The sequence below is a fragment of the Streptomyces sp. NPDC002463 genome (genome assembly GCF_042889835.1).
Taxonomy (GTDB): domain Bacteria; phylum Actinomycetota; class Actinomycetes; order Streptomycetales; family Streptomycetaceae; genus Streptomyces; species Streptomyces nymphaeiformis.
In genome coordinates this window covers 127,533-149,931 of sequence record NZ_JBIARL010000005.1, presented here as the reverse complement: position 1 = coordinate 149,931, position 22,399 = coordinate 127,533, and the positions used below count along the sequence as shown (strand labels likewise).

At 71.8% G+C, this 22,399-nt stretch carries 17 protein-coding genes; all 17 read right to left on the bottom strand.

Translation table 11 applies throughout. The annotated features are described in order from the left end of the window. Window positions 1-49: 49 nt before the first annotated feature. Window positions 50-1,687, bottom strand: coding sequence for a glycosyltransferase (locus ACFYX3_RS12825; protein WP_389011870.1), 1,638 nt, complete (start codon window positions 1,685-1,687; stop codon window positions 50-52). 166 nt (window positions 1,688-1,853) lie between these two features. Next, window positions 1,854-3,293, bottom strand: coding sequence for a GTPase ObgE (obgE, locus tag ACFYX3_RS12820; RefSeq protein ID WP_389011867.1), 1,440 nt, complete (start codon window positions 3,291-3,293; stop codon window positions 1,854-1,856). Between the two features lie 112 nt (window positions 3,294-3,405). Beyond that, window positions 3,406-3,660 carry a 50S ribosomal protein L27 gene (gene rpmA / locus ACFYX3_RS12815; RefSeq protein WP_010041940.1) on the bottom strand — a complete coding sequence of 85 codons (255 nt, stop codon included), beginning with the start codon at window positions 3,658-3,660 and terminating at the stop codon, window positions 3,406-3,408. Between the two features lie 13 nt (window positions 3,661-3,673). Further along, window positions 3,674-3,994, bottom strand: coding sequence for a 50S ribosomal protein L21 (rplU, locus tag ACFYX3_RS12810; RefSeq protein WP_015033583.1), 321 nt, complete (start codon window positions 3,992-3,994; stop codon window positions 3,674-3,676). A 249-nt stretch (window positions 3,995-4,243) separates the two neighbouring features. Beyond that, window positions 4,244-8,035, bottom strand: a complete 3,792-nt coding sequence (locus ACFYX3_RS12805; protein ID WP_389011862.1) for an Rne/Rng family ribonuclease — start codon at window positions 8,033-8,035, stop codon at window positions 4,244-4,246. Window positions 8,036-8,269: 234 nt separating this feature from the next. Then, window positions 8,270-9,037, bottom strand: coding sequence for a TIGR03936 family radical SAM-associated protein (locus ACFYX3_RS12800; RefSeq protein WP_389011859.1), 768 nt, complete (start codon window positions 9,035-9,037; stop codon window positions 8,270-8,272). Window positions 9,038-9,263: 226 nt separating this feature from the next. Then, the gene (locus ACFYX3_RS12795; protein ID WP_389011856.1) at window positions 9,264-9,926 is read right to left on the bottom strand and encodes a hypothetical protein; all 663 of its coding nucleotides are present in this window, start codon (window positions 9,924-9,926) and stop codon (window positions 9,264-9,266) included. A 61-nt stretch (window positions 9,927-9,987) separates the two neighbouring features. Further along, window positions 9,988-11,919, bottom strand: coding sequence for a TIGR03960 family B12-binding radical SAM protein (locus ACFYX3_RS12790; RefSeq protein WP_389011853.1), 1,932 nt, complete (start codon window positions 11,917-11,919; stop codon window positions 9,988-9,990). A 52-nt stretch (window positions 11,920-11,971) separates the two neighbouring features. Then, complete coding sequence (locus ACFYX3_RS12785) at window positions 11,972-13,489, bottom strand: CHAD domain-containing protein (RefSeq protein ID WP_389011850.1); 1,518 nt, start codon at window positions 13,487-13,489, stop codon at window positions 11,972-11,974. Between the two features lie 19 nt (window positions 13,490-13,508). Next, complete coding sequence (rodA, locus tag ACFYX3_RS12780) at window positions 13,509-14,708, bottom strand: rod shape-determining protein RodA (protein ID WP_352026126.1); 1,200 nt, start codon at window positions 14,706-14,708, stop codon at window positions 13,509-13,511. 4 nt (window positions 14,709-14,712) lie between these two features. After that, the gene (mrdA, locus tag ACFYX3_RS12775; protein WP_389011847.1) at window positions 14,713-16,950 is read right to left on the bottom strand and encodes a penicillin-binding protein 2; all 2,238 of its coding nucleotides are present in this window, start codon (window positions 16,948-16,950) and stop codon (window positions 14,713-14,715) included. Window positions 16,951-16,969: 19 nt separating this feature from the next. Then, on the bottom strand, window positions 16,970-17,638 hold the full coding sequence (gene mreD, locus ACFYX3_RS12770) for a rod shape-determining protein MreD (RefSeq protein WP_376594033.1): 669 nt from the start codon (window positions 17,636-17,638) through the stop codon (window positions 16,970-16,972). Continuing rightward, complete coding sequence (gene mreC / locus ACFYX3_RS12765) at window positions 17,635-18,612, bottom strand: rod shape-determining protein MreC (RefSeq protein ID WP_389011843.1); 978 nt, start codon at window positions 18,610-18,612, stop codon at window positions 17,635-17,637. The genes mreD and mreC overlap by 4 nt, the downstream gene beginning before the upstream one ends. Window positions 18,613-18,717: 105 nt before the next feature. Next, entirely contained in the window at window positions 18,718-19,737 is a 1,020-nt protein-coding gene (locus ACFYX3_RS12760; protein WP_017239313.1) for a rod shape-determining protein, read from the bottom strand. Between the two features lie 215 nt (window positions 19,738-19,952). Then, window positions 19,953-20,366, bottom strand: a complete 414-nt coding sequence (gene ndk, locus ACFYX3_RS12755) for a nucleoside-diphosphate kinase (RefSeq protein WP_116161012.1) — start codon at window positions 20,364-20,366, stop codon at window positions 19,953-19,955. Window positions 20,367-20,432: 66 nt separating this feature from the next. Continuing rightward, on the bottom strand, window positions 20,433-20,789 hold the full coding sequence (locus ACFYX3_RS12750; protein WP_376594035.1) for a DUF4233 domain-containing protein: 357 nt from the start codon (window positions 20,787-20,789) through the stop codon (window positions 20,433-20,435). A 5-nt stretch (window positions 20,790-20,794) separates the two neighbouring features. Next, window positions 20,795-22,294, bottom strand: coding sequence for a bifunctional folylpolyglutamate synthase/dihydrofolate synthase (locus tag ACFYX3_RS12745; protein ID WP_382661360.1), 1,500 nt, complete (start codon window positions 22,292-22,294; stop codon window positions 20,795-20,797). Between the last annotated feature and the right edge of the window lie 105 nt (window positions 22,295-22,399).

The following is a 22,399-nucleotide window of genomic DNA, read 5'->3' as shown; positions in this document are numbered from 1 at the left end:
TGATCAGCGTTCGATCACGGCCCGGGTCGCGGCATCGGCCACCGCTCGATCACCGGGCGGCGAACAGCCTCTTGAACCGGCCGGACATCACCTGACGTGCGCCGACGGCGCCGCCCGCGAAGCGGAGGACGAGCCCGCGACGCGCCGAGGCCACGACCTGGACGAGCAGCACCCGGCCCAGTCGCCCGAGGACCATCCCGCGCCGGCCGACGAAGCCCTGCGGGGCCCTGACCTCGGCCTCTCCGGTCGAGCCGTCCGCGTACCGCAGCTCGGCGCGGACCGACCAGGTGGCGAGCCGGCCCGCCCGGAGCAGCTTCGCGGTCGGCAGCGACACGGTCGCCGTCCAGCCCTCGTCCACGGGGAGCAGCGGCGCGTCGGCCGACAGCTCGTCCGCCGAGACCCGCTCCGTGAACGACACGCGGACGGCGGTGGGGCGCAGCGCGGCGACACGCCCGTACAGCTCATGGACGGTCAGGGTCAGCCGGGTCGACGCGCCGACGGTCACGGCCCCGTCCACGGCCAGGGGCAGCTCCGCGGGCGCGAGCTCCGCGAGACCCTCCAGGGGTACGTCGGCGGGCGCGGCCGCCAGGACCGGCGCGCCGTCCTCGCCGCGCGGGTACGGCGGCACAAGCCGGGGCAGGGGTGCGGCCAGCTCGACGAACCGGGTCAGCTCCCGCCCCTCGGGCACGGCGGGGAGGGCCGCGAGTCCGGCGTGCAGCCAGCGGCCCGGGGCCTGCGCGTCGGCGACCGCGGCGGGCTCGAAGCCGGCCAGGTGCGCGCGGGTCGCCGTCCACCAGTCGGCCCGGTAGGCGGCGGTCCGCTGCGGCAGCTCCCGCAGGTACATGGGGAGGTCGTAGTCGAGGAACTTCGTCTGCGCGGCGCGGGCCAGCGCGGGCCGGCCCGCCGTGCGGAACACGTCGACGACGGCGGCGTGCGCGGCGATCCGGTGCTCCCAGTTGGCCAGGGAGGCGCGGCGCAGCGAGATCGACAGGGTCGCCGCCTGCCGCCGCACGTGCCACACGTACACGGGCACGTCGGTGACGGCGAGCCGGGGGGCGGCGGCCTGCACCCGGGCACTGAAGACGAAGTCCTCGTAGTGGAAGGCGCCGTCGGGGAAGCGGATGGCGTGCCGGTAGAGGAAGTCCCGCCGGTAGAGCTTGTTGACGGAGAGGGTGTCGAGGACGAACTCCGGGTGCTTCTCGATGCCGTCGAGGACGGTGCCGGGGAGCGTGGCGCCCTGGGACGCGTCGTACAGCGAGGGCGCCCAGACGGTCTCGCGGCCCTCGGGGAGCTCGCGCCGCACGCAGATCCCCGCGACGACGTCGGCGTCCTGCTCGTCGGCGACGGCGAGCAGCCCGTCGACGGCACCGGGCAGCAGCAGGTCGTCGCTGTCGAGGAAGAGGACGTACGGGTGGACGGCGGCGTCGACGCCGTCGTTGCGGGGGGTGCCGCAGCCGCCGCTGTTCTCCCGCCGGATCAGCGGGCGTACGCGCGGCTCGTCGGCGAACCCCGCGAGGACCCCGGGCGTGTCGTCCCCGGAGGCGTCGTCGACGACGAGGACCTCGCCGACCGCGTCGCCCTGCGCGAGCGCGGAACGGACGGCGTCGCCGACGTGGGCCGCGTCGTTGTACGCGATGACGACGACACTGACACGCGCGGCGGCCTGCGGCCGGGGACTCTCACTCACCCGTGAATCCTACGTGTCCCCCGAACGGCCCCAGGGCGACCCGAACCGGAACCGGAACGTCCAGGCCGGCCTGCTCCCCCAGGCCCGGAACCCGAACCCGAACGGCACCGGCCGGGCACCTCTGGGGTGCCCGGCCGGTGCCGTGGCGGGTCGGACCGGGCAGGTCCTAGAACGGGTCGAACTCGTCGTACTCGCGCTGCGCGTCGTCGCGCTCCGCCTCGCGGTCGCGGCGGCGCTGGGCCGCCGGACGCGGGGCCTCCAGACGGTGGTCCTCACCACGGCGGCCGAGCATCTCGGCGCCGGCCATCATGGTGGGCTCCCAGTCGAAGACGACCGCGTTGTCCTCGGAGCCGATCGCGACGCCGTCGCCCGCGCGGGCACCGGCCTTCATCAGCTGGTCCTCGACACCGAGGCGGTTGAGGCGGTCGGCCAGGTAGCCCACGGCCTCGTCGTTGTTGAAGTCGGTCTGGCGGACCCAGCGCTCCGGCTTCTCGCCGCGCACCCGGTAGACCTCTTCGTGCTCGTCGTACGTGACCGTGAAGCCCGCGTCGTCGACGGCCTTCGGACGGATGACGATGCGGGTCGCCTCCTCCACCGGCTTGGCCGCGCGCGCCTCGGCGACGATGCCGGCGAGGGCGAAGGAGAGCTCCTTGAGACCCGTACGGGCCACGGCGGAGACCTCGAACACCTGGTAGCCGCGCTCCTCCAGGTCCGGGCGGATCATGTCCGCGAGGTCCTGGCCGTCCGGGATGTCGATCTTGTTGAGGACGACGATCCGGGGCCGGTCCTCCAGGCCGCCGTACTGCTTGAGCTCCTCCTCGATGACATCGAGGTCGGTGACCGGGTCGCGCTCGGACTCCAGCGTCGCCGTGTCGAGGACGTGGACGAGGACTGAGCAGCGCTCCACGTGGCGGAGGAACTCGAGGCCCAGGCCGCGGCCCTGGCTGGCGCCCGGGATCAGGCCCGGCACGTCGGCGATCGTGTAGACGGTCGAACCGGCCGTGACCACGCCGAGGTTCGGGACGAGCGTGGTGAACGGGTAGTCCGCGATCTTCGGCTTGGCGGCCGAGAGCACGGAGATCAGCGAGGACTTGCCGGCGCTCGGGTAGCCGACGAGCGCCACGTCGGCGACGGTCTTGAGCTCCAGGACGATGTCCCGCGCCTCGCCGGGCTCGCCGAGGAGCGCGAAGCCGGGGGCCTTGCGGCGGGCCGAGGCCAGCGCGGCGTTGCCGAGGCCGCCGCGGCCGCCCTGGCCGGCGATGAAGGTGGTGCCCTGGCCGACCAGGTCGGCGAGCACGTTGCCCCGCTTGTCGAGGACGACGGTGCCGTCGGGCACGGTCAGGACCAGGTCCTGGCCGTCCTTGCCGGAGCGGTTGTCGCCGGCGCCGGGCTGACCGTTGGTCGCCTTGCGGTGCGGGGAGTGGTGGTACTCGAGGAGAGTGGTGACCGACTGGTCGACGACCAGGATCACGTCGCCGCCGCGCCCGCCGTTGCCGCCGTCGGGGCCGCCGAGCGGCTTGAACTTCTCCCGGTGGACGGAGGCGCAGCCGTGGCCTCCGTTACCCGCGGCGACGTGCAGCTCGACGCGGTCCACGAAGGTGGTCATGGTTGTGCCTCCAGAGAATTACTTACGTGCGGAATGTCTATCTAGTAACACGCGAAAGGCGGACCCGCTTCCCGGTCCGGGAAGTGAGGTCCGCCTCCGCAAAGTGTTCCGATCAGGCGACCGGAACGATGTTCACGACCTTGCGGCCACGGTGGGTGCCGAACTGCACCGAACCGGCCTGCAGGGCGAACAGCGTGTCGTCGCCGCCACGGCCGACGCCCGCGCCCGGGTGGAAGTGCGTGCCGCGCTGGCGGACCAGGATCTCACCCGCGTTGACGACCTGACCGCCGAAGCGCTTCACGCCGAGCCGCTGGGCATTCGAGTCGCGCCCGTTCCGGGTGGACGATGCGCCCTTCTTGTGTGCCATGTCTCAGTCCCTCTTACTTCGCAGCCGCGGGGATACCGGTGACCTTGATCGCCGTGTACTGCTGACGGTGACCCTGGCGACGGCGGTAGCCGGTCTTGTTCTTGTAGCGCAGGATGTCGATCTTGGCGCCCTTGTGGTGGTCCACGACCTCGGCCGTGACCTTGATGCCGGCCAGGACCCACGGGTCGCTGGTCACGGCGTCGCCGTCGACAACGAGCAGGGTCGAGAGCTCGACCGTGTCGCCAACCTTGGCAGTGGAAATCTTGTCAACCTCAACGATGTCGCCGACAGCAACCTTGTGCTGGCGACCACCGCTGCGCACGATGGCGTACACGCGGATCTCTCTCTCACTCGGGATCGAAACCTCTGAAGCCAGCCACTCACACGGGCCCGGGGGCCTGTGGCGATCCGGAATCGGACGAGCGGCCTCTCCCGACGAGCGGGAGGAAGGTGCTCAGAGGCGCGGCGCATCGATAGACACGCCGACGGTCTAGGTTACGGGCGGCTGCCGCAGAGGGTCAAATTCGCCCGTGTGGTGCCGGCCGCCACCCCCGAACGAGGGGTGGCGGCCCGCACCGGCCGGTCAGTCCTGGGCCGGGGCGGCGGTCTTCTCCGCGGCCTTCTTGGCCGTGGCCTTCTTGGCGGTGGTCTTCTTCGCCGCCGTCTTCTTGGTCGCCGCCGTCTTCTTGGTGGCGGCCTTCTTGGCCGTGGTCTTCTTCGCCGCGGTCTTGCGCGCCGCCGTCTTCTTGACGGGGGCGGGCTCGGCCTCGGCGGCCTCGGCCGGCGCCTCGGTGCTCTCGGCCGGAGCCGTGGTCACCACGACGACGGCCGCCTCCTCGGCGCCCGAGGGCGAACCGGCGGGAGCGGTGGCCTTGCGGACCACCCGGCGACGGGCACGCGGCGGGGCGGCCACGGGGGCCTCCTCGACGACCGGCTCGACGACGGCCTCGGCCACCGGCTCCGGCGCCACGACGGGCTCCGGCTCCGGGGCGGTCTCGACGGCGACCGGCTCGGCGACTACCTCGGCGACCGCGTCCGTGGTCGAGACGACCGGGGACGTCACCCGACGGGTGGCACGGCGACGGCCGCGCGGCGCCGGGGCGGCGGTCTCCTCGACCACCGGCTCGGGCTCCACGACGGGCTGCGCCTCGACGACCGGCTCGGCAGCGGGCTTCACGACGGGCGCCGGCTCGAAGTCGACGGCCTCGGTCTCCACGACCGCCGGGACGACGGGCGTCGACGCGACCGGCGCGGACACCCGACGGGTGGCGCGACGGCGGCCGCGACCGCGCGTGGCGGCGGCCTCCGCCTCGGCGGCGGAGCCGTACAGCTCCTCGTCCGGGGCGATCGGCACCGGCACGGCCACCGGGGCGGCCAGCTCGGCGGCGACCTCGGCCTCGGTCTCGACCTCGGCGGTCTCCGTCTCCGGCTCCACGGCCTCGGCGTGCTCGTGCTCGTGGACGTGCTCGCCGCCGCGGCCGCGCTTCTTCGAGCGCTTGCCGCCGCCACCGCCGCCGGCGGTGGCCGGCTGCTCCATGTGGACGATGACACCGCGGCCGTTGCAGTGGACGCAGGTCTCGGAGAAGGACTCCAGGAGGCCCTGGCCGACCCGCTTGCGGGTCATCTGGACCAGGCCCAGCGAGGTGACCTCGGCCACCTGGTGCTTGGTCCGGTCCCGGCCCAGGCACTCCAGGAGGCGGCGCAGCACCAGGTCGCGGTTGGACTCCAGGACCATGTCGATGAAGTCGATGACGACGATGCCGCCCAGGTCGCGCAGGCGCAGCTGGCGGACGATCTCCTCGGCCGCTTCGAGGTTGTTCCTCGTCACGGTCTCTTCGAGGTTGCCGCCCTGACCGGTGAACTTGCCGGTGTTGACGTCGACGACGACCATCGCCTCGGTCTTGTCGATCACCAGCGAGCCGCCGGACGGCAGCCAGACCTTGCGGTCGAGCGCCTTCATCAGCTGCTCGTCGATCCGGTACGTCGCGAAGACGTCGACCTCGCTGGTCCACTTGGACAGGCGGTCGGCCAGGTCGGGCGCGACGTGCGAGACGTACCCGTGGATGGTCTCCCACGCGTCGTCGCCGCTGACGATGACCTTCGAGAAGTCCTCGTTGAAGATGTCGCGGACGACGCGGACGGTCATGTCCGGCTCGCCGTAGAGCAGGCTCGGCGCGGACGTCGAGATCTGGGCGGCCTTCTTCTGGATGTCGGCCCACTGCGCCTGCAGGCGCTCGACATCGCGGCGCAGCTCGTCCTCGCTCGCGCCCTCGGCGGCGGTGCGCACGATGACGCCCGCGTCCTCGGGGACGATCTTCTTGAGGATGGTCTTCAGGCGGGCGCGCTCGGTGTCCGGGAGCTTGCGGCTGATGCCGGTCATCGAGCCCTCGGGGACGTACACGAGGTAGCGGCCCGGAAGGGAGACCTGGCTGGTCAGACGCGCGCCCTTGTGGCCGATCGGGTCCTTCGTGACCTGCACGAGGACCGACTGGCCGGACTTGAGGGCGGACTCGATGCGGCGCGGCCCGTTGGCCATGCCGAGCGCCTCGAAGTTGACCTCACCGGCGTACAGGACGGCGTTGCGGCCCTTGCCGATGTCGACGAAGGCGGCCTCCATGGACGGCAGCACGTTCTGGACCTTGCCCAGGTAGACGTTGCCGACGTACGAGGTGGCCTGCTCCTTGTTGACGTAGTGCTCGACGAGCACGTTGTCCTCGAGGACGCCGATCTGGGTGCGCTCGCCGTTCTGGCGGACGACCATGACGCGCTCGACGGCCTCGCGGCGGGCGAGGAACTCGGCCTCGGTGATGATCGGGACGCGGCGGCGGCCCTGCTCGCGGCCTTCGCGGCGGCGCTGCTTCTTGGCCTCCAGGCGGGTCGAGCCCTTGATGGACTGGACCTCGTCGGACGGCTCGGCCTTCTCGCGGGCCGGGCGCGGCTCGCGGACCTTGACGACCGTACGGACGCCGTCCTCGTCGCCCGCCTCGACGTCGGCGGAGGCGTCCCCGCTGCGACGGCGACGACGGCGACGGCGACGGGAGCTGCTGGAGCCGCCGGTGTAGGCCTCGGCCTCCTCCGGCTCCTCCTCGCCCTCCTCGGTCTCCTCGGTCTCGTCCTCGGCGTGCGGCTCCTCGCCCTCCTCGGCCTCCTCGACCTCGGTGAGCTCGCCGCGACGGCGGCGACGGCCGCCACGGCGGCGACGGCGGGACGGACGGTCCTCGTACTCGTCCGTCTCCTCGGCCTCCTCGGCCTCCTCGACCTCGTCGGCGACGGCCTCGACCTCGGGCTCGTCGGCGACGGTGGCCGGGACGGGCTCGACGGCGACGGGCTCGCCACGGCGGCGACGGCGACGGCGGGAACCGGACTCGGCGCGCTCGACGGTCTCGGTCTCGGCGGTCTCGACGGCCTCGACGGCCTCGACGGCCTCGACCGTCTCGACGGTCTCTTCCTCCTCCGGCTCCTCGACCACGGCGGCGGCGGCCATGGCGGCGGTCTCCGGGGTCTGGAACATCGGCTCGGTGAAGACCGGGGCCTGGAAGACGGCGACGGCGGGGCGCGCGGCGCGGCGCGTCTCGCGGACCGGGGCCGGCTCGGAGGTGAACTGCGGCGAGGTGGCGCGGCGGCGGCCGCGGCCACGGGTGGCGGCGGTCTCGGCGGCGGCGACCTCGGCCTCGTCGGCGGCGATCTGCTCGACGGCGGCCTGGGGCAGCGACTCGCCGGTGGCGGCCGTCTCGACGGCCTGCTCGGGCGAGGTGGCCTTGCGGGTGGCACGGCGGCGGGTACGGGCCGGCGGCGCGGCCTCCTCCACGACCTCGGCGACCGGGGCCTCGACGGCGACCGGCTCGGCGGCCGGGGCCACGACCACGGTCTCCTCGGCGGCGGCGGGCGCTCCGGCGGGAGCGGTGGCCTTGCGGGTGGCACGGCGGCGGGTACGGGCCGGCGGCGCGGCCTCCTCCACGACCTCGACCGCTTCCACGGCCTCGGCGACCGGCTCGGCGGCGGCCGGGGAGGTCACCGGCGAGGTGGCCTTACGGGTGGCACGACGGCGCGGGCGGGCGGGGGCGGCCTCGGGGGCCTCCTCGACGGCCTCGGCGGCGACGGCCTCCACGACCGGCTCGGCCACGGCCTCAGCCGCGGTGGCCTTGCGGGTGGCCCGGCGGCGGGTGCGCGGCGCGGGAGCGGCCTCGGCCTCGACCGGGGCGGCCTCCACGGCGGGGGCCTCGACGGCCGGAGCCTCGGCCGCAGCTGCGCTCTCGGTGGGTTCGGCGGTCGCGCCCGTCACCGGCGGACCGGCCGGGCGGGAAGCGGCGCGGCGCCTGCGGCGCGGCGGCAGCTTGTCACCGGGGGCGTTGGTGTCTTCGTTGGACTCGAGCATGCGGGGTTTCTCCCGTCACGCTCCCGGGCGCCGCGCCTGGTTCCGGTCCGGCGGCACGGTCGCGCCTGTGGCGCGGTGCCGCCGTCCGGGGCGCGGGCGCCGCACGGGAGCTCTATGTCTGGCTCGCCGGTTCCGTACGCCCTGTGCGGACGGCCTGGCGAAAGTCTCCTGGTCAGTGCGCTGCCCGACCCAGGTGGCTCCCGAGTACCAGGGCGGCGCTACGACGACCGCTCCCTACGCGGTACCGGCACCCGGCGCCGTCGCTGAGGCGGCTGCAGCTGCCTCGCGGTCGGGCGCGAGCGGGTCGGTCACCGTGCCGGACTCCTCGTCGAAGAGCCCCTGCGCCAGCCTGGTCACCGCAGCGGGGACCGGCGGCGCCAGGTCGGCCACAGCTCGGAGACCGGACAGGACGTCGTCGGGTCGCACGGCAGGTGTCACGTGCCGAACAACCAGCCGCAGTATCGCACAGGCGCTGTCGAGCGGCCTATCACCCTGGGGATCGCCCTGGGGACGGGCGGCCGTCAGCTCGGTGACGGCGGAACGGGCGTCGAAGGTGCGGACTCCGTTCTTGGTCTTGCGCTGTACTTCCACCGTCTCGGCCGCGAGAAACGCCTCGACGGCCTTCTCCGCGTCCTCGACCGTGACGCCTTCGAGCCGCAGCTCCCACACGGAGGCGGTGAGCCGGTCGGCGAGACCCGAGGTGCGGGCCTCGACGGCGTCGGTGATGTCGAGGCCGGCCGGGAGGGACTCGTCGAGCAGGACCCGCAGGGTCTCCGGGTCACGCGCCTCGGTGAGCGCGATCTCCAGGTACTCGGCCTCGGAGCCCGTGCCCGTCGGGGCGGCGTTGGCGTACGACACCTTCGGGTGCGGGGTGAAGCCCGCCGAATACGCCATGGGCACCTCGGCACGGCGCAGCGCACGCTCGAAGGCGCGCTGGAAGTCACGGTGGCTGGTGAACCGGAGGCGGCCGCGCTTGGTGTAGCGCAGTCGGATGCGCTGCACCGCCGGTGCGGGCGGCGGGCCTTCGGGCTGTCGCTTGCCCAGTGGTTCTTCTCCTCGATGCGGGGCGGCGCGGCTGGCGCCGTCCACGAGATGTACGGGCCCTGGGGGTCCCGCCCGGTTCACCCCCGCTTCCGCGGGGAGATCTCGGGGGCGGGCGCCACGCCGGGGACGTTCGTTGTACTACCCAGAGTACGCGCCCGGGCCGCCTCCGGTTCCCCGGGCTCGGTCAGCGCGGTCCTCCGAAGAGGGCGAGGCGCACCTCGCGGGCGGCGGCGCGGACGGCCCGGGCGGCGGCGGAGACGGGCGCCCACACCCAGGTGCGCAGCCAGTGACCGACGGGCGTGAGGACCACCCGGTACACCCAGGCGAGGGGCCGCCCGACCAGGTTCCACAGCACCCACCCGACGGCGCGCCCGAGGGCCCGCGAGATCCGGCCGGCCACTCCCCAGGCCCAGGCGACCGCGACGCCGACCGCCCGGCCGACGGGCGCGAGCACGTACCGCCAGAGCCAGGTCAGCGGGGTGACGAGCAGCAGGTCGACGACCCACCAGACGGCCTTGGCGACGGGGAGCAGCACCCAGCGCCCGAGCCACTTCAGGGGCGTGACGACCAGCAGGTCGATCACCCACCAGAGGGCCCGCCCGACCGGCGCGAGCACCCACTCCCACAGGAACCGCAGCGGAACGACGACCAGGTGGTGGATCAGCCAGCCGAGGGCCCGCCCCACCGGGGCGAGGACCCAGCGCCACAGCTGCTTCAGGCACCAGCCGAGCGCGTCCCAGACCAGCCGCACCGGCAGAACGACCACCAGGGCGATGGCCCGCGCCACCCCCGTGAGACACCCCGCGGGCTCGTTCTGGGGCTGCGACCTGGACTTCTCCGTGTTCATGCCGGAAATGACGCGACGGCCCGGCGAAGGGTTTCCCCTTCGCCGGGCCGTCACTCAAGCGTTACTGATTGACGACCGTCAGCGGCAGCAGCTTCTTGCCGGTCGGGCCGACCTGGATCTCGGTCTGCATCGCCGGGCAGACGCCGCAGTCGAAGCACGGGGTCCAGCGGCAGTCCTCGACCTCGGTCTCGTCGAGGGCGTCCTGCCAGTCCTCCCAGAGCCAGTCCTTGTCGAGGCCCGAGTCCAGGTGGTCCCAGGGCAGGACCTCCTCGTAGGTGCGCTCGCGGGTGGTGTACCAGGCGACGTCCACGCCGACCTCGGGCAGCGTCTTCTCGGCGCAGGCCATCCAGCGGTCGTACGAGAAGTGCTCGCGCCAGCCGTCGAAGCGGCCGCCGTCCTCGTACACCGCGCGGATGACCGCGCCGAGGCGGCGGTCGCCGCGGGAGAGGAGGCCCTCGACGATGCCGGGCTTGCCGTCGTGGTAACGGAAGCCGATCGAGCGGCCGTACTTCTTGTCGCCGCGGATCTTGTCACGGAGCTTGCGCAGGCGCTCGTCCGTCTCCTCGGCCGACAGCTGCGGGGCCCACTGGAAGGGGGTGTGCGGCTTGGGGACGAAACCGCCGATGGAGACGGTGCAGCGGATGTCGTTCTGGCCGGAGACCTCGCGGCCCTTGGCGATGACGTTGATCGCCATGTCGGCGATCTGGAGGACGTCCTCGTCGGTCTCCGTCGGCAGGCCGCACATGAAGTACAGCTTCACCTGACGCCAGCCGTTGCCGTACGCGGTGGCGACGGTACGGATGAGGTCCTCTTCCGAGACCATCTTGTTGATGACCTTGCGCATGCGCTCGGAGCCGCCCTCGGGGGCGAAGGTCAGGCCGGAACGGCGGCCGTTCCTCGTGAGCTCGTTCGCCAGGTCGACGTTGAACGCGTCGACGCGGGTCGAGGGGAGGGACAGGCCGATCTTGTCTTCCTCGTACCGGTCCGCCAGGCCCTTCGCGATGTCGGCGATCTCGGTGTGGTCCGCGGAGGACAGGGAGAGGAGGCCGACCTCCTCGAAGCCCGTCGCCTTGAGGCCCTTCTCGACCATCTCGCCGATGCCGGTGATGCTTCGCTCCCGCACGGGGCGCGTGATCATGCCGGCCTGGCAGAAGCGGCAGCCGCGGGTGCAGCCGCGGAAGATCTCGACGGACATGCGCTCGTGGACGGTCTCCGCGAGCGGGACGAGCGGCTGCTTGGGGTACGGCCACTCGTCGAGGTCCATGACGGTGTGCTTCGAGACGCGCCACGGCACGCCGGAGCGGTTCGGGACGACGCGGCCGATGCGGCCGTCCGGAAGGTACTCGACGTCGTAGAACGCCGGGATGTAGACGGCGCCGGTCTTCGCGAGGCGGAGGAGGACCTCCTCACGGCCGCCCGGCCTGCCCTCGGCCTTCCAGGCGCGGATGATCTCGGTCATGTCGAGGACGGCCTGCTCGCCGTCGCCGATGATCGCCGCGTCGATGAAGTCCGCGATCGGCTCGGGGTTGAAGGCGGCGTGGCCGCCGGCGAGCACGATCGGGTGGTCGATCGTCCGGTCCTTCGACTCCAGCGGGATGCCCGCCAGGTCGAGGGCCGTGAGCATGTTCGTGTAGCCGAGCTCCGTGGAGAAGCTCAGGCCGAAGACGTCGAACGCGCCGACGGGGCGGTGGCTGTCGACCGTGAACTGCGGCACCTTGTGCTCGCGCATCAGCTCTTCGAGGTCCGGCCACACGCTGTAGGTGCGCTCGGCGAGGACGCCCTCGCGCTCGTTCAGTACCTCGTAGAGGATCATGACGCCCTGGTTGGGCAGACCGACCTCGTACGCGTCCGGGTACATCAGCGCCCAGCGGACGTCGGCGGACTCCCACGGCTTGACCGTGGAGTTCAGCTCTCCACCGACGTACTGAATCGGCTTCTGCACGTGCGGGAGCAGAGCTTCGAGCTGCGGGAAGACAGACTCGGCAGCAGACATCTCGAACCTTCGTGAGCTGGCAGGGGGGCGACTCTCAAGCGTACCCCGGTGCTCAGCGGGTCAGCGCCGCCGTGAGTTCCGGGCCCGCGGCACGGGCCCAGACCTCGGGCAGCTCCCGCTCGGTCGCGGCGGCGGCCGCCTCCTCGCGGCCGTAGAGAAGTCCCCAGGTGAAGGCCGATTCTCCGGCACCGTGGGACTGGATCGCGAACTCCCGGAGGGCGGCGCGGGCCACGACGGAGTCCTGGTGTTCGCCGAGGAGGGACTGGACGGCCTTGACGCGTTTGCCGAGCTTCTTGGCGGGCTTGCCGAGGGTGGGGCGGGCCGCCTCGGCGGCGTAGCGGGCACGCTTGGCGGCCTTGCGGGCCTCGTGGAGGGCGAGGTCGCGTTCGTGGCCGGGGTCGAGGACGAGCGCGTGCTCGATCCGGCCGCCGAGGCGGTCGTGGTCCTTGCGGACGGCCTTGGCGAGGACCGTGCGGGCGTCGCGGCGGGCGGCCTTGCGCAACGGCGGGTCGGCGAGGAGCGCGTGGAGGGTGTCGAGGAGGGCGAGGTGGCGGTCGGAGTCGAGCGCTACGAGGGCCCGGCGCCGGGCGTCCTCGGCGAGGGCGGCGTCGCGGCGGCGCAGCCGGGCCTCGACGGGGCCGAGGGTGAGGGTGGGGGGCAGGCCGGCGAGGCGGGCGTGCAGGCGGGCGTCGAGGACCTCCTGGTCGCGGGCGACGCCGAGCTCCCCCGCGAGCCATTTCAGCTCGTCGCCGACGGGGTCGGTGACGGTCCGGTCGAGGACCCGGCGGTAGGTCTTGAAGGCGCTGCGCATCCGCCGGCAGGCGACCCGCAGCTGGTGGACGGCGTCGGGCAGGTCACGCCTGACGGCGGGGTCGAGCGCGACGATCGCGTCGGCCTGCTCCCGTACGTAGACGAGCACGGCGGCACCGGCGGAGCCGGGCTTCCCGGCGGTGGGAGCCGTCTCGGGCGCCGGCCCCGTCTCCGCCAGGGCGCGGGCGAGCTTCGACGGGGACTCGGACGGGCGGATGCCGGCCTTGTGGAGGCGTTTCTCGACGGCGTCCAGGAGGGCGGGGTCGTCGACGTCGTCGGCGAGTTCCACCTCGATCTCGGTCCAGGTGGCCACCGCACCCGAGGGCAGGCGTTCGGCGTGGACCGTGTCGACGGAGAGTTCGGCGAGGAGGGTGCCGTCGGCGGCGAGCAGGTGGCGGACGTCGCGCGCGGAGCGGAGCCGGACGACCGGGACGATCTCGGCGTGCCGGACGCGGGAACGCAGGAGCCCCGCGAGCTCACCCGGCAGGGTGTCGCTCAGCGGGGCTCTGATCTCGTCGCGGACTCCGGCGGCGACGGGGAACTTCACGTGCCAGCCGGCGTCGCTCCCGCCGGTGCGGCGGCGGAGGGTGACCGCGTCCGCCGCGAGCCGGAGGTCGGGGGTGTCGTGGTAGACGGCGTCGAGTTCCATGACGCCTTCGTCGACGACCTCCGCCACCCCGGCGACCCGGGTGAGGTCCGGCAGCGGAGTCTCCCCCGTGGCTTCGTACTTCCGCTCGATCTCGCGTTTCGTCTCGGCCATACCTCGAATCTAGTCGCGGTCAGGCCGTCATCGGGCGTTGTACGCGAATCGACTGGAGAAGTCCGATCGCCACCCATACGGCGAACATCGACGAGCCGCCGTACGAGACGAACGGCAGCGGCAGGCCGGCGACCGGCATGATGCCGAGGGTCATGCCGATGTTCTCGAAGGACTGGAAGGCGAACCAGGCGATGATGCCGGCCGCGACGATCGTGCCGTAGAGCTCGGTGGTCTCGCGGGCGATCCGGCAGGAGCGCCAGAGGATGACGCCGAGCAGGACGAGGATCAGGCCGGCGCCGACGAAGCCGAGTTCCTCGCCGGCGACCGTGAAGACGAAGTCGGTCTGCTGTTCGGGGACGAACTGGCCGGTGGTCTGCGAGCCCTTGAAGAGGCCCGCGCCGAGGAGGCCGCCGGAGCCGATGGCGATGCGGGCCTGGTTGGTGTTGTAGCCGACGCCGGCGGGGTCGAGGTCGGGGTTGGCGAAGGCCGCGAAGCGGTTGATCTGGTACTCGTCGAGCATGCCGAGCGCGGTGACGAGGACCGCGCCGAGGACGCCGGCGCCGATGAGGCCGAGGACCCAGCGGTTGGAGGCGCCCGAGGCGAGCAGCACGCCGAGGACGATGACCGCCATGACCATCACGGACCCGAGGTCGGGCATCAGCATGACGATGCCCATGGGGAGCGCGGCCAGGCCGAGGGCCTTGGCGACGGTGCGGTGGTCGGGGTGGAGCTGGTCGCCGGCGTCGACCTTGGCGGCGAGCAGCATCGCCATGACCAGGATGATCGTGATCTTCACGAACTCGCTGGGCTGGAGGGAGAAGCCGCCGCCGACGACGATCCACGCGTGGGCGCCGTTGATGGTGGCGCCGAGCGGGGTGAGGACGGCGAGGATCAGCACGATCGAGAGGCCGTAGAGGATCGGCACCGCGCCGCGCAGGGTGCGGTGGCCGAGCCAGATCGTGCCGATCATCAGGGCGAGGCCGATGCCGGTGTTGAGCAGGTGCCGGAACAGGAAGTAGTACGGGTCGCCCTGGTTGAGCTCGGTGCGGCCGCGGGTGGCGGACCAGACGAGCAGCGAGCCGATGCCGGAGAGGGCGAGCGCCGACAGCAGGATGGGCCAGTCGAGCCGGCGGAGCACCGAGTCGCGGGCGGCCAGCTTGGCGAGGGTGCCGCGCTCGGGTGCGTACCGGGAGACGGAGAAGCCGTGGGGTGCGGTCATCGGTTCAGAGCCTCCCGCGGTGGGCGGGCGGGCCCGCCAGCTGGTTGTCGTCCGGCTTCCTGGTGGGCGTCGCGGGGTCGGCCGGCGGCTGGGTGCCGTCGGACTTCGGCTTCGTCTCGTCGACCTTCTGGGACTCGGGGTCGTACGGCGTGATCTTCGGCGCGTCGATGGAGCCGTCGGCCTCGATCTTCGGCAGCGCCTTCTGCGGCTGCGGCAGCAGGGCCCGCTTGAGATCCTGGTTGCCGGCGTCGTCGAGTCCGTAGAGCGCGTCGTAGATGTTGCGCACGGCGGGGCCTGAGGCGCCGGAGCCCGTACCACCCTGGGAGATCGTCATGACGATCGCGTAGTCCTTGGTGTACGTGGCGAACCAGGAGGTCGTCTGCTTGCCGTAGACCTCGGCCGTACCCGTCTTGGCGTGCATCGGGATCTTGTCCTGCGGCCAGCCGCCGAATCGCCAGGCGGCCGTACCGCGGGTGGCGACACCCGCGAGGGCTTCGTCTATCAAGTTGCGGGTGTTGACGTCGAAGGGCAGCTTGCCGTGCGACTTGGGCGCGATCTCGTGCACCTTCTTGCCGTCGGGGCTGATGACGGCCTTGCCGACAGTGGGGTTGTACAGGGTGCCGCCGTTGGAGATGGCGGAGTAGATGGTGGCCATCTGGATGGGGGTGACGAGGGTGTCGCCCTGTCCGATGGAGTAGTTGACGGAGTCACCGGCGCGCATCAGGTTGCCTTCGAGGCAGTTCTCGTACGAGAGCTGCTGGACGTAGGTGCCGCCCTTCTTCCCGTACTTGCACCACCAGTCCTTGTTGTCCTCCCAGAACTTCTGCTTCCACTGGCGGTCGGGGACGCGGCCGGAGACCTCGTTGGGGAGGTCGATGCCGGTCTCGGCGCCGAGGCCGAACTGGTGGGCGGTCTTGTAGAACCAGTCGCCCGGGTTCTTCTTCGGCTTCATCCCGCCGTCCTTGATCCACTGCTGGTGGGCGAGGGCGTAGAAGACGGTGTCGCAGGAGACTTCGAGGGCGCGGCCGAGCGAGATCGGGCCGTGGTTCTGCGATTCGAAGTTCTTGAAGACCTGGTTGCCGATGGAGTACGAACTGGTGCACGGGTAGCGGCCGTCGAAGTCGTAGCCCGCGTTGACGGCGGCGGTGGTCGAGATGACCTTGAAGATCGAGCCGGGGGCGGCCTGGCCCTGGATGGCCCGGTTGAGGAGCGGGAAGTTGGAGTCCTTGCCGGTGAGGGCGGCGTAGTCCTTGGCGGAGATGCCGCCGACCCAGGCGTTGGGGTCGTAGTCGGGCTGCGAGGCCATGGCGACGATGCGGCCGGTCTTGGCCTCCATGACGACGACGGCGCCGGCGTCGGCCTTGTAGTTCTCGTTGGTGTTCTTGTCGAAGGTCTTGCGGGCCTCCACCATCGCGTTGTGCAGCTCCCATTCGGCGACCGCCTGGACGCGGGCGTCGATGGAGGTGACGACGTTGGAGCCGGGGACGGCGGGGTCGCTCTTGGCCTGGCCGATGACGCGGCCGAGGTTGTCGACCTCGTAGCGGGTGACGCCGGCCTTGCCGCGCAGTTCCTTGTCGTACGTCCGCTCGAGGCCGGAGCGGCCGACCTGGTCGGAGCGGAGGAACGGCGAGTCGGTGTCCTTGGCCTTCTCGATCTCGGCGTCGGTGACGGGCGAGAGGTAGCCGAGGACCTGCGAGGTGCGGGACTTGCCGGGGGCCGGGTAGCGGCGGACGGCGGTGGGCTCGGCGGTGATGCCGGGGAAGTCCTCGGCGCGCTCGCGGATCTGGAGGGCCTGCTGGGTGGTGGCCTCGTCGGTGACGGGGATCGGCTGGTAGGGCGAACCGTTCCAGCAGGGCTTGGGCGTCTTGGAGTCGCAGAGCCGGATCTTGTTGATGACCTCGTCGGGCTTCATGTCGAGGACGTCGGCGAGCCGGGTCAGGACGGCCTTGCCGCGGTCCTTCATCTTCATGAGCTCGGTGCGGGACGCGGAGACCACGAGCCGGGTCTCGTTGTCGGCGAGCGGGACGCCGCGGGCGTCGAGGAGCGAGCCGCGGACGGCGGGCTGGACGACCTGCTGGACGTGGTTGTTCTTCGCCTCGTCCGTGTACTCCTTGCCGTTGCGGATCTGGAGGTACCAGAGCCGGCCACCCAGGGTGAGCAGCAGGGAGAAGACGAGGATCTGGATGACGACGAGCCGGATCTGGACCCGGGGGGTCCGTCCGGTCTCGGGGATGTTGGTCATGCCGCCGGGGCCCCCTCGGTCACAGTCGCTTGACTCCCTTGATGCGTCCGGCGCGTGAGGCGCGGCTCCGCGCGGCCTTCACGCGCAGGCCGCCGCGCTGGGTGCCGATCCGCAGGCCCGTGCCGGAGGAGAGCCAGCCGGAGGCGACGTCGGCGCCGTTGCCGCCGCCGGCGTCGGCGAGCGGGTCGTTCTCGGCGCGGCGGGCGATCGCCATGATGAGCGGCACCGTGAAGGGCGCGAGGAGCAGGTCGTACACGACCGCGGTGAACAGCAGGAACCCGAGGCCGACATGGCGGGCGGCGGTGTCGCCGACGAGGGCGCCCACGCCCGCGTAGAGGAGCGTGGAGCCGACGGCCGCGGCGACGACGGTGGCCATGGGGCCGGCCGCGGAGGTCAGCCGGCCGTTCTCCGGCTTCGCGAGGCCGACGAGGTAGCCGATGACGCAGAGCACGAGGGCGTAGCGGCCGGCGGCGTGGTCGGCGGGCGGGGCGAGGTCGGAGAGGAGGCCGGCGGTGAAGCCGATGAGGGAGCCGCTGACGGGTCCGTAGACGAGGGCGAGGCCGACGACGGTGAGGAGGACGAGGTCGGGGACGGCTCCGGGCAGTTGGAGGCGGGCGAGGACGGAGACCTGGACGACCAGGGCCACCACGATCAGGGTGGCGGAGAGGAGGATGCGGTTGAACTTCACGGTGTCACGCCCCCCTGGTCCTGCGGTGTCTGCTGGTTCTGCTGATCGGTCTGCTGTCCGTCCGGTGGTGTCGCTGTCGGTGTGACCGTGACGGTGACGGTCGGTGCCGGCTTGGGCTTCTGCGGCAGAACCGTGTCGCGGGGGTCGGACTTCGGGGCCTGGACGACGACGCCGACGATGTCGAGCTTGGTGAAGCCGACGTACGGGCGGACGTAGATGTTGCGGGTCAGGCCGCCGGCCGCCGGGTCGACGCGGACGACCTCGCCGACGGGGACGCCGGGCACGAAGGGCTTGTCGGCGCGCGAGCCGAAGGTGACGAGCCGGTCGCCGGGCTTGACCTTGGCCTTGCCGTTGAGGAGCTGGACGAGGAGGGGGCTGTCCCCCTGGCCCGTGGCGAAGCCGAGCTCGTCGCTCTTCTCCATGCGGGTGCCGACGGTGAAGTCGGGGTCGCTGGCGAGGAGGACGGTGGAGGTGGAGGGGCCGACGGTGGTGACCCGGCCGACGAGCCCGGAGCCGTTGAGCACGGTCATGTCCCGGGTGATGCCGTCGCGGGCGCCGACGTCGATGGTCACGGTCCAGGAGAAGCCCTGGGCCGCTCCTATGGCGATGACCTGGGCGCCCTTGATGCCGTACTGCCCGGCGCCGGCGGTCTTGAGCATGGCGTCGAGCTCGCGCAGCCGGTTGCGGTTGCGGTCGTCGCTGCCGAGCTTCGCCTTGAGTTCGGCGTTCTCCTTCTCCAGGGCGGCGATGCGGGTGTGCCGCTCGCCGGAGTCCCGCACCGCGCCTATGGCGTTGCCGACGGGATCGACGGCGGCCGCCACACCCTTCTCGACCGGCCCGAAGGCCGCCGCTGCGGCCTGCCGGGCACCGTCGACGGGTGACTCCTGACCGCCGCGGATGTCCACCGTGATCAGTGCGAACGCGATGGCGATCAGCAGCACCAGGAGCAGCCGGCTCTCTCGTGTGTCCCTCACGTGCGGCGGCCGTGCCTTTCCTCGTGGTTCGGTTGTTCGGCTGTACGAGTGAAGCTGTACGGGTGGAGCTGTACGGGTGAGGCCGTACGGGTGAAGCGGTGTCGCCTAGCGGCGCGGCTGGGCGTCCAGGACCTGCTGCAGGGCCTCGAACTCCTCCACGCACTTGCCGGAGCCGAGGGCCACCGAGTCCAGCGGGTCCTCGGCGATGTGGATCGGCATGCCGGTCTCGCGGCGGAGGCGCTCGTCGAGGCCGCGGAGCAGGGCGCCGCCACCCGTGAGAACGATGCCGCGGTCCATGACGTCACCGGAGAGCTCCGGCGGGCACTTGTCGAGGGTGGTCTTCACGGCGTCGACGATCGCGTTGACCGGCTCCTCGATGGCCTTGCGGACCTCGGCAGCGGAGATGACCACGGTCTTCGGCAGACCGGAGACGAGGTCGCGGCCGCGGATCTCGGTGTGCTCGTCCTTGTCGAGGTCGTACGCGGAGCCGATGGTGATCTTGATCTGCTCGGCGGTGCGCTCACCGAGGAGGAGCGAGTACTCCTTCTTGATGTGCTGGATGATCGCGTTGTCCAGCTCGTCGCCGGCCACCCGGATCGACTGTGCCGTGACGATTCCGCCGAGGGAGATGACGGCGACCTCGGTGGTGCCGCCGCCGATGTCGACGACCATGTTGCCGGTGGCCTCGTGGACGGGGAGACCCGATCCGATGGCCGCCGCCATGGGCTCCTCGATGATGTGGACCTGGCGGGCGCCGGCCTGGGTCGAGGCCTCGATGACGGCGCGGCGCTCCACTCCGGTGATGCCGGAGGGCACGCAGACGACGACGCGGGGGCGGGCCAGGTAGCGGCGCTTGTGGATCTTCAGGATGAAGTAGCGGAGCATCCGCTCGGTGATCTCGAAGTCGGCGATCACACCGTCCTTGAGCGGGCGCACGGCGACGATGTTGCCGGGGGTCCGGCCGATCATCTTCTTCGCCTCGGCGCCGACCGCGAGGATGCCCCCGGTGTTGGTGTTGATGGCGACGACTGACGGCTCGTTCAGAACGATGCCTCGACCCCTGACGTACACCAGCGTGTTGGCGGTCCCGAGGTCGACAGCCATGTCACGGCCGATGAACGACATGAAGTTCCCCTTGATTTCCCATGGCTGAGAGTGGTGCGGCGTGGAGTTTTCCATCGTAGTGCCGCCCGTGCGAATGGCGCGCGTTGGTCCACCTCAGTACTGGTGACGGCAGGACGCGGCGATCCGTTCCCGGGATTGGCGTTCATATGCCTGGGGGCGACCGAATTCCTTCGGTCGCCCCACAGGGTGCTTCGTTCGGCTGACTCCTGGTCAGATCAGACGAGGCCCGGGAAGAAGATCTTCAGCTCGCGGGCCGCCGACTCCTCCGAGTCCGAGGCGTGGATCAGGTTCTCCCGGACGATGGTGCCGAAGTCACCGCGGATCGAGCCCGGCGCGGCCGCGATCGGGTCGGTCGGGCCGGCCAGCGTGCGCAGGCCCTCGATGACCCGCTCGCCCTCGACGACGAGCGCGACGACCGGGCCGGACTGCATGAACCCCATCAGCGGCTCGTAGAAGGGCTTGCCCTTGTGCTCGCCGTAGTGCTGCTCCAGCGTGTCCTGGTCCAGCGTGCGCAGCTCCAGGGCCGTGATGGCCCAGCCTGCCTTGCGCTCGATGCGGCCGATGATCTCGCCGATCAGGCCACGGCGGACGGCGTCGGGCTTGAGCAGGACGAGCGATCGCTGGCTCACGGGGGAACTCCTTCGGAAAAGCGGTGTGCGGGACCTCCGAGGCTACAGGGCCCGGACGGCCCACGATTACGCAGCGTCAGGCCCTGCCGAGGCCTGTGCCGCGGCCCAGCTCGCCTTCACCTCGTCGATCCGCCGCCCGTAGTGCACCGAGGCCCACCACAGGCCGGCGAAGAGCGCGCCGAGGAAGAACATCGTGGGGACGAAGAAACCGCTGAGGATCAGCCCGATCTGCAGGGCCCAGCCCAGCTGCACCCCGCCGGGCCGGGTGATCATCCCGCACAGCAGCACGGAGAGGACCATGGCCACGCCGCAGACCCACCAGACGGTGGACGTCGCGAGGCTGTCGTCCTTCATGGCGACGAGACCGGCGAAGCCGATCACGAAGAACTCGCCGATCAGCGTCGAGGAACAGAGCACACGCATCGGGTTCAGCCCCTTCGCAGCAGCAGCCGGGCGTCGCCGACCGTGAAGATCGAACCGGTCACGAGGACACCCGCGCCGCCGTACTCGCCCTCTTCCTCCGCGAGGGTGATGGCCGCCTCGATCGCGTCGGGCAGCCGCGGCTCGACGACGACCCGGTCCTCACCGAAGACCTCGACCGCGGTCGCGGCGAGCGCGTCCACGTCGGTGGCCCGCGGGTTGGAGTTCGCGGTGATCACGACCTCCGCGAAGATCGGCTCGAAGGCCTCCAGGAGACCCTTCGCGTCCTTGTCGCCGCTCGTGGAGACCACGCCGATGAGCCGGGAGAAGCCGAAGGCCTCGCTGACGCCCTCCGCCGTCGCCCGCGCGCCGTGCGGGTTGTGCGCGGCGTCCAGGATGACGGTCGGCGAGGAGCGGACGATCTCCAGACGGCCCGGCGAGGCCACCTGGGCGAAGGCCCGGCGGACGGTGTCGATGTCCAGGGTCCTGGCGTGCTCGGCGCCGATCCCGAAGAAGGCCTCGACCGCCGCGAGCGCCACCGCGGCGTTGTGCGCCTGGTAGGCGCCGTGCAGCGGCAGGTAGACGTTGTCGTACTCGCCGCCGAGGCCGCGCAGGGTGAGGAGCTGGCCGCCGACCGCGACCTCGCGGGAGACGACGCCGAACTCCATGCCCTCGCGGGCCACGGTCGCGTCCGCCTCGACGGCCTTCTTCAGCAGCACCTGAGCCGCGTCGACCGGCTGCTGGGCCAGGATGACCGTCGAGCCCTGCTTGATGATCCCGGACTTCTCGGTCGCGATCTCGGCGGTCGTCGAGCCGAGCCGGTCGGTGTGGTCGAGGTCGATGGGGGTGACGACGGCGACGGAGGCGTCGATGACGTTCGTCGCGTCCCAGGTGCCGCCCATGCCGACCTCGACGACGGCCACGTCGACCGGGGCGTCCGCGAACGCGGCGTACGCCATGCCGGTGATGACCTCGAAGAAGGAGAGCCGGTACTCCTCGCGGGCGTCGACCAGCTCCACGTACGGCTTGACGTCCTGGTACGTCTCGATGAACCGCTCGGCGGAGATCGGGGCGCCGTCCAGGCTGATCCGCTCGGTGATGCTCTGCACGTGCGGCGAGGTGTAGCGCCCGGTGCGCAGCTCGAAGGCGCCGAGCAGGGCCTCGATCATGCGGGCCGTCGACGTCTTGCCGTTGGTGCCGGTGATGTGGATCGAGGGGTACGCGCGCTGCGGCTCGCCGAGGACGTCCATCAGGGCCGCGATCCGGGTGACGGAGGGCTCCAGCTTGGTCTCGCCCCAGCGGGTGGACAGCTCGGTCTCGACCTCCCGCAGCGCCTTCTCCACCTCGGGGTCCTCGGGGCGGCTGGGCACGGGGTCGCCCTGCGGCGGTCCGCCCTGCGTGCGCAGGGTGCGGCTGCCGGCCTCGATCACCGCCAGGTCGGGGTCGCGGTTCGTCTCTTCGTCGACGATGTCGTCGAACTGGTCATTCGGGTCGCTCGGCTCGCTCACGGGGCCAGTCTACGGAGCGGCACCGACAGGACATCGGACCCACCCCATTCGGGACTTTCGGTCCACCGCCGGAGTGATCACCCCCGCATTCCGCGCCTGGACCCG

Coding starts and splice junctions, on each gene's coding strand:
- ACFYX3_RS12785 (WP_389011850.1), bottom strand. CDS start 13,489: ATGGCCGAGACGAAACGCGAGATCGAGCGGAAGTACGAAGCCACGGGG.
- rpmA (WP_010041940.1), bottom strand. CDS start 3,660: ATGGCACACAAGAAGGGCGCATCGTCCACCCGGAACGGGCGCGACTCG.
- ACFYX3_RS12760 (WP_017239313.1), bottom strand. CDS start 19,737: ATGTCGTTCATCGGCCGTGACATGGCTGTCGACCTCGGGACCGCCAAC.
- ACFYX3_RS12805 (WP_389011862.1), bottom strand. CDS start 8,035: ATGCTCGAGTCCAACGAAGACACCAACGCCCCCGGTGACAAGCTGCCG.
- ACFYX3_RS12750 (WP_376594035.1), bottom strand. CDS start 20,789: ATGCGTGTGCTCTGTTCCTCGACGCTGATCGGCGAGTTCTTCGTGATC.
- ACFYX3_RS12790 (WP_389011853.1), bottom strand. CDS start 11,919: ATGTCTGCTGCCGAGTCTGTCTTCCCGCAGCTCGAAGCTCTGCTCCCG.
- mrdA (WP_389011847.1), bottom strand. CDS start 16,950: ATGACCAACATCCCCGAGACCGGACGGACCCCCCGGGTCCAGATCCGG.
- rodA (WP_352026126.1), bottom strand. CDS start 14,708: ATGACCGCACCCCACGGCTTCTCCGTCTCCCGGTACGCACCCGAGCGC.
- obgE (WP_389011867.1), bottom strand. CDS start 3,293: ATGACCACCTTCGTGGACCGCGTCGAGCTGCACGTCGCCGCGGGTAAC.
- ACFYX3_RS12795 (WP_389011856.1), bottom strand. CDS start 9,926: ATGAACACGGAGAAGTCCAGGTCGCAGCCCCAGAACGAGCCCGCGGGG.